Origin of the sequence: Leptospira hartskeerlii (genome assembly GCF_002811475.1) — a bacterium.
Classification (GTDB): Bacteria; Spirochaetota; Leptospiria; order Leptospirales; family Leptospiraceae; genus Leptospira_B; species Leptospira_B hartskeerlii.
Genome location: NZ_NPDL01000006.1, coordinates 1 through 14627 on the forward strand (window position 1 = coordinate 1; position 14627 = coordinate 14627).

At 36.7% G+C, this 14627-nt stretch carries 19 protein-coding genes; all 19 read left to right on the plus strand.

Translation table 11 applies throughout. The annotated features are described in order from the left end of the window. The first annotated feature begins 288 nt into the window (after nucleotides 1-288). Complete coding sequence (locus CH352_RS11825) at nucleotides 289-570, plus strand: type II toxin-antitoxin system RelE/ParE family toxin (RefSeq protein ID WP_100708315.1); 282 nt, start codon at nucleotides 289-291, stop codon at nucleotides 568-570. Between the two features lie 11 nt (nucleotides 571-581). Beyond that, complete coding sequence (locus tag CH352_RS11830; protein WP_100708317.1) at nucleotides 582-884, plus strand: HigA family addiction module antitoxin; 303 nt, start codon at nucleotides 582-584, stop codon at nucleotides 882-884. A 213-nt stretch (nucleotides 885-1097) separates the two neighbouring features. Beyond that, nucleotides 1098-1937: a DUF2971 domain-containing protein gene (locus tag CH352_RS11835; RefSeq protein WP_100708314.1), complete on the plus strand. Its 840-nt coding sequence runs from the start codon at nucleotides 1098-1100 to the stop codon at nucleotides 1935-1937. Between the two features lie 704 nt (nucleotides 1938-2641). Further along, nucleotides 2642-2923, plus strand: coding sequence for a BrnT family toxin (locus CH352_RS11845; RefSeq protein ID WP_100733513.1), 282 nt, complete (start codon nucleotides 2642-2644; stop codon nucleotides 2921-2923). Beyond that, nucleotides 2898-3152: a CopG family transcriptional regulator gene (locus CH352_RS19170; RefSeq protein WP_244283362.1), complete on the plus strand. Its 255-nt coding sequence runs from the start codon at nucleotides 2898-2900 to the stop codon at nucleotides 3150-3152. Before CH352_RS11845 ends, CH352_RS19170 begins: the two co-directional genes overlap by 26 nt. Before the next feature lie 241 nt (nucleotides 3153-3393). Further along, nucleotides 3394-3978 carry a hypothetical protein gene (locus tag CH352_RS11855; protein ID WP_100707577.1) on the plus strand — a complete coding sequence of 195 codons (585 nt, stop codon included), beginning with the start codon at nucleotides 3394-3396 and terminating at the stop codon, nucleotides 3976-3978. Between the two features lies 1 nt (nucleotide 3979). Beyond that, nucleotides 3980-5029 carry a DUF262 domain-containing protein gene (locus CH352_RS11860; RefSeq protein ID WP_100707576.1) on the plus strand — a complete coding sequence of 350 codons (1050 nt, stop codon included), beginning with the start codon at nucleotides 3980-3982 and terminating at the stop codon, nucleotides 5027-5029. A gap of 249 nt (nucleotides 5030-5278) precedes the next feature. Continuing rightward, nucleotides 5279-5518: an AbrB/MazE/SpoVT family DNA-binding domain-containing protein gene (locus CH352_RS11865; RefSeq protein WP_100707575.1), complete on the plus strand. Its 240-nt coding sequence runs from the start codon at nucleotides 5279-5281 to the stop codon at nucleotides 5516-5518. Next, nucleotides 5515-5910, plus strand: a complete 396-nt coding sequence (locus CH352_RS11870; protein ID WP_100707574.1) for a type II toxin-antitoxin system death-on-curing family toxin — start codon at nucleotides 5515-5517, stop codon at nucleotides 5908-5910. Before CH352_RS11865 ends, CH352_RS11870 begins: the two co-directional genes overlap by 4 nt. A gap of 174 nt (nucleotides 5911-6084) precedes the next feature. After that, nucleotides 6085-6471: a hypothetical protein gene (locus tag CH352_RS11875; protein ID WP_100707573.1), complete on the plus strand. Its 387-nt coding sequence runs from the start codon at nucleotides 6085-6087 to the stop codon at nucleotides 6469-6471. Nucleotides 6472-6720: 249 nt separating this feature from the next. After that, on the plus strand, nucleotides 6721-7245 hold the full coding sequence (locus CH352_RS11880) for a MepB family protein (RefSeq protein WP_100707572.1): 525 nt from the start codon (nucleotides 6721-6723) through the stop codon (nucleotides 7243-7245). A gap of 160 nt (nucleotides 7246-7405) precedes the next feature. Continuing rightward, nucleotides 7406-8149, plus strand: a complete 744-nt coding sequence (locus CH352_RS11885; protein WP_125169483.1) for a hypothetical protein — start codon at nucleotides 7406-7408, stop codon at nucleotides 8147-8149. A gap of 208 nt (nucleotides 8150-8357) precedes the next feature. Next, the gene (locus CH352_RS11890; RefSeq protein WP_100707570.1) at nucleotides 8358-8804 is read left to right on the plus strand and encodes an SRPBCC family protein; all 447 of its coding nucleotides are present in this window, start codon (nucleotides 8358-8360) and stop codon (nucleotides 8802-8804) included. A 141-nt stretch (nucleotides 8805-8945) separates the two neighbouring features. Further along, nucleotides 8946-9770 carry an Lp29 family lipoprotein gene (locus CH352_RS11895; RefSeq protein ID WP_125169482.1) on the plus strand — a complete coding sequence of 275 codons (825 nt, stop codon included), beginning with the start codon at nucleotides 8946-8948 and terminating at the stop codon, nucleotides 9768-9770. A 125-nt stretch (nucleotides 9771-9895) separates the two neighbouring features. Beyond that, on the plus strand, nucleotides 9896-11041 hold the full coding sequence (locus tag CH352_RS11900) for a serine hydrolase domain-containing protein (RefSeq protein ID WP_100707568.1): 1146 nt from the start codon (nucleotides 9896-9898) through the stop codon (nucleotides 11039-11041). Nucleotides 11042-11374: 333 nt separating this feature from the next. Beyond that, nucleotides 11375-11677, plus strand: coding sequence for an RNA recognition motif domain-containing protein (locus CH352_RS11905; RefSeq protein ID WP_100707567.1), 303 nt, complete (start codon nucleotides 11375-11377; stop codon nucleotides 11675-11677). Between the two features lie 220 nt (nucleotides 11678-11897). Further along, the gene (locus tag CH352_RS11910) at nucleotides 11898-12836 is read left to right on the plus strand and encodes an alpha/beta fold hydrolase (protein WP_243396380.1); all 939 of its coding nucleotides are present in this window, start codon (nucleotides 11898-11900) and stop codon (nucleotides 12834-12836) included. Between the two features lie 119 nt (nucleotides 12837-12955). Further along, nucleotides 12956-13771 (plus strand): CPBP family intramembrane glutamic endopeptidase, encoded by an 816-nt coding sequence (locus CH352_RS11915; RefSeq protein ID WP_100707595.1) that lies wholly within the window; start codon nucleotides 12956-12958, stop codon nucleotides 13769-13771. 83 nt (nucleotides 13772-13854) lie between these two features. Beyond that, nucleotides 13855-14568 (plus strand): hypothetical protein, encoded by a 714-nt coding sequence (locus CH352_RS11920; RefSeq protein ID WP_100707566.1) that lies wholly within the window; start codon nucleotides 13855-13857, stop codon nucleotides 14566-14568. The last annotated feature ends 59 nt before the right edge of the window (nucleotides 14569-14627 follow it).

Genomic DNA, 14627 nt, shown 5'->3' on the forward strand with positions numbered 1-14627 from the left:
TTTACGAAAGACTATGATGAAGTAGTTTAACAATGACCTTACTTCGTCTAACTATCGGCTTGGCGTTGCGCTTCGAGTTCGCTTCGCGACTCTCGCTCCAGGCTTCGCCACATTTCGCTTTGTCACTCGCCTTGCAAAGCAAGTCTCGCGCCAAGTCCTTCGGACGCGCGAAACGTCTGCTAGGCTTGGTCGTTAGACGAAATTGGGCAAATAAATTACCTTCAAAGCATGGGAGAAACAATATATATCCGATTGACAGATATATCTGTAATACGAATATATGGGTAAATGATCAAATCTTTCGGAGATAAAGAAACTGAAAAGATCTTTCACCAAGAATTTTCAAAGAAAATACCTCCAGAAATACAGAGTAGGGCATTAGTCAAACTTCTCATTTTAGAAAATGCTGAAAGAGAAGAGGATTTAAAGAGTCCTCCGGCTAATCGATTTGAACATTTAAAAGGAAACTTAAAGAATTATTGTTCAATCAGGATAAATGACCAGTGGAGAATTACATTCAAATTCTCTGAGGGAAATTGCTTTGATGTATCTATAGTTGATTATCATTGAGAGGGCTTATTATGAAAACGAAGAGAATTCCTACACCAACAGTCTCTCAAATCCTCCGAGAAGAGTTTTTGGATCCATTAGAGGTAACACCATATAGACTTGCAAAAGAGCTACATGTTTCAACCTCTACAGTGTTGGAGATTTTGCACGATAAGCGTAAAATCACAGTAGATATGTCTTTAAGATTAGCTAAGTTTTTTGGTATGTCAGATAAATTTTGGATCAATCTCCAGAATGATTTAGAAATAAGAAAACAGAAAGAAAAACTAAAACTCAAATTAGATAATATCCAAACACTTCAAAGAACTGGCTAAGTTCCTTGCCCAACTTCGCATAACTATCGCCTCAGCCGCTACGCTTCGAGCTGCTTCGCACTCTCGCTCCGGCCTGACGGCACATTTGCTTCTGTCACTTCGTTTGCATGAGCAAACTCGTGCCATCGCAAACGTCGGCTAGGCTTGGTCGTTAGGCGAAAAGCCTTAAAATCTTCATTACATTTGAAAAAATTCTATTAGAGTAATAAGGTAATGTACGTTTATAAGTATCGTGGAATTAATGCTAATACCAATAAAATTTTAACTAACAAAGTTCTATGGTTTTCACAAGCAAAAGACTTTAATGATCCATTTGATTGTCGAATCATATCAATATATAGCGGGAGTCAAGAAGAATGGATTTCATTATTGGTTAAGTATGGAGTAAATCGTAATGAAGCAATTTCATTGGCAAAAAAATTAGAAAATAGAAATTTAACGGACGAAGATTTAAAGACAGAATTACTCCATTATCATGCGGGCTTAACAGAAGATATTAATAGAATTTTCTGTCTTTCAAAAAGGCCTGATAGCATTTTAATGTGGAGTCATTACTCGCAAGATCACAAAGGATTATGCTTTGCATTTAATGTTGAATTGGTTAGCAATTCAAAGGGAATTAAAGTCTTACCTAACCAGTTGAATCTCCCAGATAACTTAAAATTTCTAAATGAATTTGTTCCCTTTTTTGATGTGATTTATCAAGAAGATATGCCCCCTACGCATAATGGTTTAAAATCTTCGGGTGAAGCAATAATTCCATTTATAAAAACTAAATATAAAGACTGGGAATATGAAGAAGAAGTAAGGTTACATCTTATTTCAAATTGGCTGCCCGGTAATGCTCTGAATTACGAGGATAGTTCATTTGCAGGTGTAATTTTTGGCATGAAAATGGATGCCAAAGAAGAACGTAAGATATACGAACTGATTAAAAATAACTTCTCTACTAAGAAATGGTTTAAGAAATGTTATCCTCATCCTACAAAATATGAGGTAGTTATTAATGATATTCCCGACATTGATGAGTATTTGAAGCAGAAAGGAGTATAACTTTTTTACATCAGGCTCAGCCGCTGCGCTTCGGGCTTGCTACGCAACCCTCGCTCCGGCCTCCGGCACATTCGCTTCCATCACTGCACTTGCTTACGCAAGTTCGTGCTGTCGCAAACGTCGGCTAGGCTTGGTCGTTATCCGAACATCCGATAGATTTTTTCTTTTTTATTTAGGGTTAAATATTATTTATATAGAGCCATGTGAAATTTTCTGTCGGTTGGGTCCGCTCCTGAGATAATCTGGTGCCGAGCATTTAGGTTTCATCCTGATAATTAGTTTGCAGGTAATGATTCCGACTGGTGCCGTATTCGGAGCGGGGATTTGGCATCTGAAAGAAGGATGCTACAGTAATGACAATTTACTGAATTAGGGAATTGCAAAGAATTGAATGCACCGTGTTTGGATCAGACGTCGGATAACTTCCGGTGCCTCCGCGCCGCTCGGGGCTTGCTTCGCAACCCGCTCGCTTGGGCTTCGCCACATTTGCTTCTGTCACTTTGTTTGCATGCGCAAACTCGTGCCATTGCAAACGTCGGCTAGGCTTGGTCGTTAGGCGAACAGCTCTGCATGACGCTCCTTTAGGCCCTCGCGGGCTTCCGTGCCCGCCTTTATCCACGAGTTTTTAATTATTGAATATGCATAAAAATATGTATAATTATATGTATTGACAAAGATTTGATCACCGTCTATTTTCTATATAGATGGAGTTTGAATGGGATCCTACAAAGAATGAAGAAAATTTGCGGAAACACGGAATTGATTTCTTTGAGGCTCAACGAGCATTCTTGGACCCAAACAGGGTTATTACTTTAGATGTTACCCATTCCTCTGAATTTGAAAAGAGATATTATTGTTTTGGTCTCATTGATTCGCATGTTTCTACAGTAAGATTTACTGTTAGAAATAATAAGATCCGAATCTTTGGAGCAGGTTATTGGAGACAAGGTAAGAAAGTTTATGAAAAAGAAAATAAAATACACTGATGCGCCAGTATCTATATCATCTTCTATTAAATCTTCTACAGTAGTTGATGATTTTCTACCGCCTCCGAGCAAGCTCGTTTTGAAAGAGGACAATTCCAGAATAACTATAGTCTTAAGTAAAAAGAGCATTTCTTTCTTTAAAAAGGAATCTAAAAGATCTGGTGTTCCTTATCAAACTATGATTAAAAAGGTTTTGGATTTATATACAGAGCATTATACTCATAAATAATTCTTAACGCCATCCATGGCTCAATTTTGTTGTATTAGCTGCAGAGCCGTCGCCTAACTATCGGCTTGGCGTTACGCTTCGGGACGCTTATGCGCCCTCGCTCCAGGCTCCGCCAAATTTCGCTTTGTCACTCGCCTTGCAAAAGCAAGTCTTGCGCCAAGTCCTTCGGACTCGCGAAACGTCGCCAATCCTTGGTCGTTATACGCCATGCCTAAATGATTTTCAAAATTGAGAACTCAAAATGACAAAAGATGACTTCAAAGTAGATCTACTGAGTCTAGATGAGCATTATATAGTATCGAAGTGGGTGACGGAAAGAATTCCTCACATTTTCAACGGAAATATAGAAGAGTATATGAAGTGGAAAATCACATTATCGCACTTACTTGAGATTGACAGTAAGGAAATAATTTTCACAGGGAGTAGCTGTCTTGGTTTTAGTATGAATCCGAATAAAAATTTCAAAGACTTTGATCAGAAGTCAGACGTTGATATTGCAATAATATCGCACTATCATTTTGATATGTCTTGGTTTACGTTAAGACATTTAGGTACAAAATTTTATGATCTAAATTACGTAGAAAAAGCTTCTTTAGACGACCATAAGAATAGATTAATTTATTGGGGTACTATTGCTACAGATAAAATTTTGCAATTATTACCATTTAGTAAACAATGGATGGAAGCAGTTTCGAAGTTACAAAACTTAATGCCTATTGACGGAAAAGAAATCAACTTTAGAATTTATAACGATTTTGATTCTTTTAAATCATATAATATAAATACCATTCGAAAGTTAAAAGATATTGTGCTTCAAGGAATGTAAAATGAAAGATTATTTAAGCACTACACATAGGAAAGTAGCCTGGTTTAAAAATTCGCATGAGAAATCAGAACTGGATATGAAGCCTCCTTATCAGCGAAACCCCGTTTGGGTCAATAGGCAAAAAAGTTTTCTTATTGATTCTATTCTTAGAGGATATCCGATCCCGGAAATCTACATGCAAGAAATTGTTAATGAAAAGGGAGAGATGAAATTTATTGTAATCGATGGACAACAGAGAATCCGCGCAATTTTGGATTTTCTTTATGATTCGTTTGAAATTGACGAAGTTGATTCTCCTGAATGGGCTAATCTTAAATTTAGTGAACTTAAGGCGGAAGAGAAGAAAAGAATATATGAATATAATTTCATAGTAAGAGTCATCCCTGATATCGAAGATACCGAAATTAGATCTATATTTCAAAGATTAAACAGAAATGTGATTTCTCTTAATAAACAAGAACTTCGTCAATCTACTTATTGGGGGCCTTTCATTCAAACAATGAATTCCATCGCTGAATTTGAAATTTGGGGGGAATTAGGAATATTTACATCGAACGATATTAGAAGGATGCTTGATGTTGAATTTATTAGCGAGTTAGCAATTGCGGTAATGCACGGTGTTCAAAATAAAAAGGAGACATTGGATAAGTATTATTCAATCTATGAATCAGAATTTGAGGAGAAGGATAGCGTAAAAAATCTCTTTAATATATTGTTAGGTGAGGTAAGACAAGTATTACCGAATATATCTAATACTAGATGGAGCAAAAAAACAGATTTTTATACTCTATTCGTTTATTTCTCCAAAAACATAAAACAATTTCCGTTGCCTCGAGAAAAACGAGACAATTTGAATTCATTATTAATTTCCTTTGGAAATTACATTGATACTGAAGTTTCTGCTGATGAAGATAATAAATTAGATAGTAGCATAAGCATATTGGATTCCATTAAGCTTTATGCATCGAATGTACGGGCATCCTCCGATTTGGGATCAAGAAAGAGGAGAGAGGAGGCATTTGCCAACGTTGTTTCTACTATTTTTTCATAGGCACGGCGTATAACTATCGGTGCGTCCGCGCCGCTCGGGGCTCACTTCGTGACCCGCTCGCTTCGGCCTCCGGCACTACACTTGCACGCGCAAGTTCGTGCTATTGCGAACGTCGCCAAGCCTTGGTCGTTAGCTGAACATCGAGCACAACAGTTGTTCTTTTTTAGAAAATCTTCTATTTCAGTTGTTTTTAGGTCTTTTAAAAGATAAAATACTTGCAATTAATATAGTTATTACTATTGTTATAACATGGATACTTCATCAGTAAAAAAGACAACAATTCGGGCAATCGGGAATTCCGCTGGTGCTACAATTCCTAAGGTGCTTCTGGAAAAGTATAATTTCCATGAAGGTGATACTGTCTTTCTTTTGGAAACTGAAGCTGGCATTCTCTTATCTCCATACGATCCTGATTTTGAAGAGGCTATGGAAATTTACCAAGAAGGTTCTAAAAAGTACCGTAATGCTCTAAGAGAATTGGCTAAATGAAGAAAGAGCCTAGATGGTTAAATAAGAAAATCGTCGGAGCAATTCATTTAGATCAAGTTAAACAGCATGGTGGATCTCAGGGAATCCGAGACCAAGGACTTCTGGAATCGGCTCTTGATCGTCCAAAGAATAAATGGGCATATGACTCTTCTTCTAATATTTTTGATTTAGCTGCTTCACTATGTATAGGAATAGCAAAGAATCATCCGTTCATTGATGGAAATAAACGTGTAGCTTACATGGCTATGTATGTATTTCTTGGATTAAATAGATATAGTATAGAAGTATCAGAAGAAGAAGTCGTTTCGATTATGCTTCGAGTTGCAGAAGGAAGCATAGATGAAATCAATTTATCAACTTGGTTAAAAGATAGCTCACATCCTCGCAAGTAGGTGCTCGACGTCGGCTAACTTTCGCCTCAGCTGCTGCGCTTCGGGCTGCTCCGCACCCTCGCTCCGGCCTCCGTCACTTTGTTTGCATGTGCAAACTCGTGCCGTTGCGAACGTCGGCTAGGTTTGGTCGTTAGGCGACATTTCTGCATAAAATTTTGTAAATAGGAAAAAATAATGTTCAAAAACTTAACTGATTTTTCTTTCCAACGTAATTGGAAAGAAGCTCTTATTTTCTACATAGTATGGTTATTAATTATAGTAATATCCTCTGGATTAATTTCTGGTATAGGGATAGGACTATTAAGTATAGTAGGTCTAAAGTTTTTGCCAGACGAGAGCTTTCAACTAGGAGCAAAGATTGGGAACATAGTCGCTGTAGTAGGTTGTCTTTTTATATCATTTATTATCCTGAAGAAGAAAAACCTTCAAACTCATATAGGTTTTATATTGGTTGGCCTCCTTGCAGGTCTTTTGGCGGTCTTTATAGGTGGATTTGGGGGATTAATTCCATGCTCGTATTTAAGCACGTTACCCATCAGCAAGGGAAGTGACCAAGTTTAATTTATCAAGTGCAGAAACGCCGCCTAACTATCGCCTCAGCCGCAGCGCTGCGGGACCGCTTCGCGACCCTCGCTCCAGGCTCCGCCACATTCGCTTCTGTCACTGCGCTTGCTTGCGCAAGCTCGTGCCGTTGCAAACGTCGGAGCACCTCGGTCGTTATGCGTAAAGCTCGCTAAAACTTACATTGATAAAGTGAAATTGATACAATTCTGATTTTCAATGCACAAGAGCAGGACATTGTGGCATTGAATGCAGAAAGAAAGATCGATATTGAACACACTTCCTCCTAACCTAGTAGAAGTTAATAGTTTATTCTCTGAAAATTGTAATATAAAAATTAAAGACTATCAGATAGAAAAGGAAAGCTCTGATTATAATGCCGCTCTCTTTAATTTAGATAAGAAACAAGTTATCTTTAGATTAGCGAAAATCACGCCTAAAAAAATTGGTATGTTTGTTACTCTTTGGAAAAGAAATAGAAAAGGAATTACGAGTCCCTTTCATAAAGGAGATAATATCGACTTAGTTATAGTTGAAGTTAGAAAAGCTAACCAAATTGGGCACTTTGTTTTTAGCCAAGCAATTCTTATTGAAAAGGGCATTATCACTTCGAATAAAGAAGGCAAAAGGGGATTTAGGATATATCCTCCGTGGGAATTACCTTCTAATAATCAAGCTGCTGCATCCCAGCTTTGGCAATCACACTATTTCTTTGAGCGTTCAAAAGTGAATAGAGATGATAGTTTACGTCTCAAAGAATTGATTAATCTCTAATTTTAATAAAGCGAGCCTTCGCATAACTATCGGCTTGGCGTTACACTTCGAGCTCGCTTCGGCCTTGCGGCACATTCGCTTCCATCACTGCACTTGCTTTCGCAAACGTCGGAACACCTTGGTCGTTAGACGACATCAAATAAAAATAAGAGTAATAAAAATGGACGTATTTAAAATCATATTAATACTTTTTATAAAGTTCTTTATTATAGAAAATATATCAGCTGAATCCCAATTTAATGGTAATTACTCATCGGAACCTTACAATGAAAACTCGAGAATAAGATTAGAAATCGATGATGATCGGGCAACGATTAAGTTCTATCAAATTCAGCAGCTTAATACTTGCTACGAGAGTATAAGTAAAAAATCAGCTGTGCTTACTTTTTCAGAGAATAAAGCGCTAAAGAGTTTGAATTCAGGCGAATGTCCGCAAAATTCATTCTTTGATACTTGCGAAATTAGTTCTTCTGATTTTCTTTATCTAGGGGAAAGAAAATTAATTTGCTCAATTCGAAATAATCAAAAACAAATAATTTTATATTCTACAAACCGAAATCGTTTAGTTGGAAAGTCGGCAGTAATAGGACATGTAGACGGGATATTGGTTGGTGGTAGAAATGCCGTTGTAAAAGAAGCAGTTAAATTTCGTGAAGAACCTTCTATTCTTAGCAAGAATATCACAATTATAAGAAAACTTGAAAGTTGTTGCTCAAAATCTGAGGATGAAAAATTTACATCTCTCCAAAAAGATTGGAATATTGTTGTAATTGCTAGGACAAAAGAAAGAGAGAAAATAGAGAAATGGGAAAATTATTGGTATTTTGTAGCAGTTTATGAATCGGAATTTTCTCAAGTGTATGGATGGGTTTTTGGCCAATTCATTAAAATAGAAGGAAAGTAGGATAGCTCATTCAATCTTGGTTATATTGACGTCGCATAACTATTGCCTCAGCCGCAGCGCTTCGGGATCGCTAAAGCGACCCTCGCTCGGCCTACAGCACATTCGCTTCTGTCACTTCGTTTGCATTGGCAAATTCGTGCCGTCGCATTACGGCCGAAATAAACCTCTATCTTGAATAACCTCAATCGAACCCTTTGGAGAACAACACATGATCGTCGAAGCACAAGTAACAATCAACGCCCCTATTACAAAAGTCTGGGCTACAATGACTAATATCGAGAACACGGCAGGGATCATCAGTGGGATCCAGAGGATCGAGGTGGTTGAACGACCCGCCGACGGACTCGTCGGACTTAAGTGGCGAGAGACACGTATGCTGTTTGGGAAGCCGGCCACGATAGAAAAGTGGATCACGGAGGAAAAGGAAAATGCGTTTTACACGACTCGGGCAGAAGACGGTGGTTTTGTGTTCCTTACTACAAATCGTATTTCAATGGGCAGCGCTGGTATCACATTGAAAGGTATTCATCAGACTCTACCACAAGGAATTGCTGCGCGGCTGAAAGCGTTGCCACTGGTCTTATTCAAGACTACAATCAAGAAGGCGATCATGCAAGACCTCAATGATATCAAGTCAGCCGTTGAACGTCCGTAAATAACAAATAATGGTCGAGTTTTGATTGCTCCCAACATAAGGCCGGGAACGGAACGTCGGAACACCTTGGTCGTTAATCGAAATAAAGTCAGTTAAATGTATTTGCTTGCGAAATATAAAATAGTAAGAGTTTGCAGTTGTTTGCTAATACTTACAGGATGTTACTCATACTTTTCCGTTGAGCAAACAAATTTAAGATTCCCAAAGACATTCGACAAGAATCAGGTCGAGAAGAAGAATATTGCTCTCATTGGTTTCAATCAATATGAATACTTTCAAGACTACTTTGATGTTGTTCATAAGCCAAAAAATGCCGTTGTTCTGCCTGGACGTCGCTATTATTACCCATCCAGATTTTTATATAGGGTTCCAGTAGCTTTCAAAGAAAGATATCTTATGAGAAACTTTGGGGTAGGAAAGGATTTGTCATTATTCCCGATAAGCGGGTATTACGATGAATCTTTGAACTATTACTTAATGAAAAATTATCTAATGATGGAAAAGGAGTTTTTAAATAAAACGCAACAAGAATCTTTTTATCAATCTTCAGAATTTTATGATCAATATGGTCGGTTCTATAATCGGGGAGTGGATTGTTATATTCTTGCAATTAATTATTCTCCTTTTCAGGCGACGGATTTAATAGGAGTCTCTACGATAGTTGGTTCGTATTTCACATCTCTATTTTCATTAAATTATCTGCCGATAGTCGACCACCAATATTCGAACTCCAAATTTCTAATTTATAACAAATATTTCGTATTGATTGATGAATTTGAAATTGAAAAGCGATACTTCGTCTTTCATACTTTTTGGGAAAAGAGCGGATACGATTGTTCAATTAAAGACAATACTCCAAACGCATTTGCTCGAAAACAGCCGGAATGTCTTTGGTCAAATAATATTTTATTAGGAATGGACTTTGCTATTCAATCATTACTAGATAATATGAAGTTAGTTGACTGACTTTACTTCTGCTACTCTTCGGGCTTACTTTGTTTGTAAAACAAACTCGTGCCGTTACAAACGTCAGAACGCCTTGATCGTTAGACGTCACAAATCGATCGATACTGTCGATAAGAGGATTTACTATGCGATTTATTTCAGTATTATTAATCGCGGTATTAACTACTAGCTGCACAATTAAGATGAATAATGAAATATTAAAGAAAGATGAACGAATAAAAGACTATCTTACAAAGAAAAACAGGTCAGGCGATTATCCGGGGATACAATATATCGTTACTTCTTCAAATTCAATACTGTATAATTTTAACATTGGATTGGCTGACATAAAAGAAAAACGACCAATAAGCGAGTCGACTACAATGATGATATATTCAATGACTAAAACATTCACAGCGGCTGCTGTACTTAAATTAGTTGATGAAAATAAACTCTCTATAGACGATTCCGTTGAAAAATATCTTCCAGAAATTCCATACGGAAATCAGTTAACAATACGTCATTTATTATGCCAAACGTCGGGAATCCCAAATCCTATTCCATTGAAATGGGCTCACTTGGTTGAGGAAGATTCTAGTTATAATGAAGACGCTACATTAAAATTGATTTTGGCTAAGTATCCGAAATTAGATTTCGCTCCTGGAAAGAAATACTCTTATTCAAATATATCTTATTGGATTCTCGGTAAAATAATTGAAGTAGTTTCAGGAATGTCCTATAAGGAATACATGAAATCCCAAATTTTTGCAAAACTAGATTTGCCTAAAAATGATGTTGATTTTGTTATATCGCTGGAATCAAACCATGCCAAAGGTTATCTGAAGAGAATTTCTTTTATGAATCTACTTAAGATATTTGTAATGGATGCAAAATATTTTGGAGATTACGAGGATAGTTGGCTGCATATCAAAAATCATTATTTAAACGGATCCGCTTTTGGTGGAATAGTTTCTTCAGCACAATCGGTGAGTGTTTTTCTCCAAGATCAATTAAAGACTGATTCTGTGTTATTCTCAAAAAAAACAAAAGAATTATTTTACGAACAACAAAAAGACAATGACGGCAAGTTAATTGAAATGGCGCTTGGGTGGCATATTGGGATTATTGATTCTAATAAATTCTATTATAAAGAAGGTGGTGGTGGCGGTTTCCACGGGGAGATGAGAATTTATCCTTCAAAGGGGATTGCTACCGTGGTAATAGCTAATAACACCGAATTTAATGCACGTGCATTTTTGGATGTAGTCGATAGAGAAGTTTTTGAGAAATAATGACAAGTCGCATGAGCATCGCCTCGGCCCTCTACATTCGAAGTCATTTCGCGCTCTAGTTCGGGGCCTATGGCTGTCACTTCGGTAGCATACACGGCTTGTGGCCGCCGTTGACGTCCCCAATGCTCGGCCGTGGAGCGGCATTGAATATCGAAAAATAATTCTTTATTACCTTTAAACTTGAGCTAAAAGGTTCTTGTCTGAAATTGCCTATCAAAATAAAATGGCATAAAAGTTCTTTACTCGTTCTGTTTTAATTGCATAGCCCGTAACGACCTAATTTACTATCATACAGATTATTTAATTTACCTGTATAGAACGAGGATAAAATTCATGTCATCTAAATTGTTTGTAGGCGGACTTAGTTGGTCAACAACTGATCAAACCTTACGTCAAGTATTTGAAGCTCATGGCGCTATTCAAGAAGCCAATATCGTAGTTGATCGCGAAACAGGAAGATCTAGAGGCTTCGGCTTTGTCACTTTTGCTGATCAAGAATCCGCAAAGGCAGCTATTTCAGAACTTAATGGTAAAGAAGTAGATGGACGAAACATCACAGTTTCGATTGCCGAAGAAAGATCAAGATCTGACCGTAATCGAAATAACGATAGGAAGTTTCAACGCGATCGTTGGTAGACTTTTTTCTATACTAATAATTTGATTAATTCTCTTGCACTGTTATATGCAAGCTGCAAGAGAATTAATTTGTAAAACATTTCTTCATTTCGCATAAACAATTGCTTTTCTTGTAAAAGCCTTCATTGCTTGCTCAGCGTTTAAGACTTCTCCAGCACATTTTCTATTTTCACTCGCCGCCGACCGTTATGCAGAAGATATTTGGACCTGCAACTAATCTATGAATTTACTAGCTTCACATATCGATTCTCTTGAAAAAATCCAAATTGGAAACTCTGAGCAATGGATTGCTATTAGATCAAAGAAAGTAGAAAATCCAATTTTATTGTTTTTACACGGCGGTCCCGGAACTGCTCAGATCTTCTTTTCTCGAAAGCCTCAGAAAGAATTGGAAGATCATTTTATAGTAGTAAATTGGGATCAAAGAGGGGCAGGAAAATCATTTAATAGTCATGTCCGAAAATCGGACATGACTATAGACACTTTCTTACATGATGCACAAGAGCTAATTGAATATCTAATCAAGAGATTTAGTAAGAAGAAGATTTTCTTAGTAGGGCATTCCTGGGGGAGTATTCTTGGCATAAAACTATCTGCCGCAAGACCCGATTTAATATTCGCATATATTGGAATTGGCCAAATAGTGGATATGAAAGAAGGCGAAACAATATCATACAATTATACTCTTCAAGAAGCTATAAAATCTAAAAATAATAAAGCAATTAGGGAATTAAGAAAGATTGGGCTACCACCATATCAGGATTTAAACTCTGCGGGAATTCAGCGAAAATGGTTATCGGCATTCAAAGGAACGATGCGAAAAGGAAATATATATAAGACAATCTTCATGAATATGACTTTGTCCGATGTTAGCATTTCATATATTATTCAATTTGTTAAAGGGATAATCTTTTCATTGGAAAACTTAGAAAGTGAACAGATGAATATAAATATTATGCAGGAAAACCCGAGACTTGATGTGCCGGTATATTTCTGCGAAGGTAGATATGACTATACGGTTCCTTTTGAGCTTGTGGAAGAATATATGAAAATATTAGAAGCTCCACAAAAAAAGATAATCTGGTTCGAGAATTCTGGTCACCTTCCGAATTTCGAGGAAGTGAAAAAGTTTAACGATTTTTGTATATCGTTGCTATAAATATTGCAGAAGTAATGCGAATTCCTTTGTGACACTTGCTTGCTCTATTGCAAATGTCAGGCCATTATGCGAAATTCTGTTCGACCTTATTCATCATTCTTTCTATTTTTGATCATCATATGAAAGATTATATTAAGTCATTATTCTTGTTCTTTTTCTTAAGTTATTTTATCTCTTGGGTGATCTGGCTACCTTTATATTTACCAAAATTTGGAATCAATTCTTTACCCATCTTTCCTTTTCATCATGCATTTGGTGCAATTGGACCGGCTTCTGCGGCATTTATTGTTAGTAAAATTGATCAAGGAACTTTAGGTATAAAAAATTTGTTTTCAAAAATGTTCAGATGGGAATTCGATCTCATCTGGTATATTGTCGCTCTATTCAGCCCATTTATTCTTCTTGCACTGTCTGTTCTTGCGAGATATTTCATATCATCCGAGATAAAATTGGCAGGGATTGGCGTAAGTAGAGAGTTCCCAAATTTTAACTTCGCTTTATTCTTTTTTTATAATGTTATTACATTTGGTTTCGGAGAAGAGATCGGTTGGAGGGGGTATGCTTTGCCGAAATTACAGAAACATTTCCAAGCATTTACTTCAACTATGATTTTGACCTTGGGCTGGGCTGTTTGGCATATTCCTCTTTTTTTCTATCGTCCTGGTTATATTGAGATGGGATTCTTCGGCATTATTGGTTGGGTAATGTCTTTGTTTACCGGAGCAATTCTTTTGACGTGGCTTTTTAATTCTACGCGTGGAAGTATACTCATTGTCGCTATATTTCATGGTACAATAGACATTGTCTTTACTTCTAACTCTATCGACACAATCATTATGAATATTACCGGTTTCCTTCTGGTTGTATTTGCTATTTGTATCCTTCTGTTTAATGACTTGAAAAATCTGTCTCAAGTGGATCGCCAAACAGATTAAGTGGATCCAGACGTGATTTCAACTAATCGTTTACGCTCCCGCGATGATCTCGATTGAAACTTCAAAATATCGGAGAACTTTGATTGTTAGGCGAAAGAAAAAGCAAAAGTATATTATTATTTGGAGCGTTTTTTAGCATATTCGCCCTACTAGGTATTTCAATAGATATTATAGTAGGAAGTTTTAATGGGGGTGGTTTATTGAAGTTATCTCAAACTGCTGTCGATAGATTTAATGAACTGCATTCAAATACAGTTTTGGGCCTATATAATCTCGATTTATTGAATATAATTATTCAAATATTATTAATTCCTTCTTACTTCGCATTATTCTTTGCCCAGAGAGGAAGGGATTTTGCTTTTAGTTTATTCGCTTTTGTTCTTTTCACTTTTGGAACAAGTATCATGGTATCAGCTAATGTTGCATTGTCGATGTTGGAATTGAGTGAAAAATATTTTAATACGAATAACGAATCTCAACGGTTATTGTATTCAGCAGCCGGAGAGGCACTGCTTGCGCAAGGAAAACATGGAAGTCCCTCTGTATTCCTGGGTTTCTTTATTCCTACATTAGCAAATGTACTAATGTCAATAGTTATGTTGAAAAGCAAAGTATTTGGAAAGTTAAATGCATGGATAGGAATAGTTGGTAGCGTATTCATGTTAATTTATATCATCCTGATTAACTTTAACTTTGGTATTAAGAATGTAGCGGTGTTTCTTGCTATGCCGGGAGGTTTATTGTTAATGTTATGGATGTTGCTATATACAATTCGACTATTTAAGCTATCAGTATAAACGCTTTTCCTATCAGCTAACTTTTTGCTTCCGCTACTTTCGTAATTTTTATTCCAACC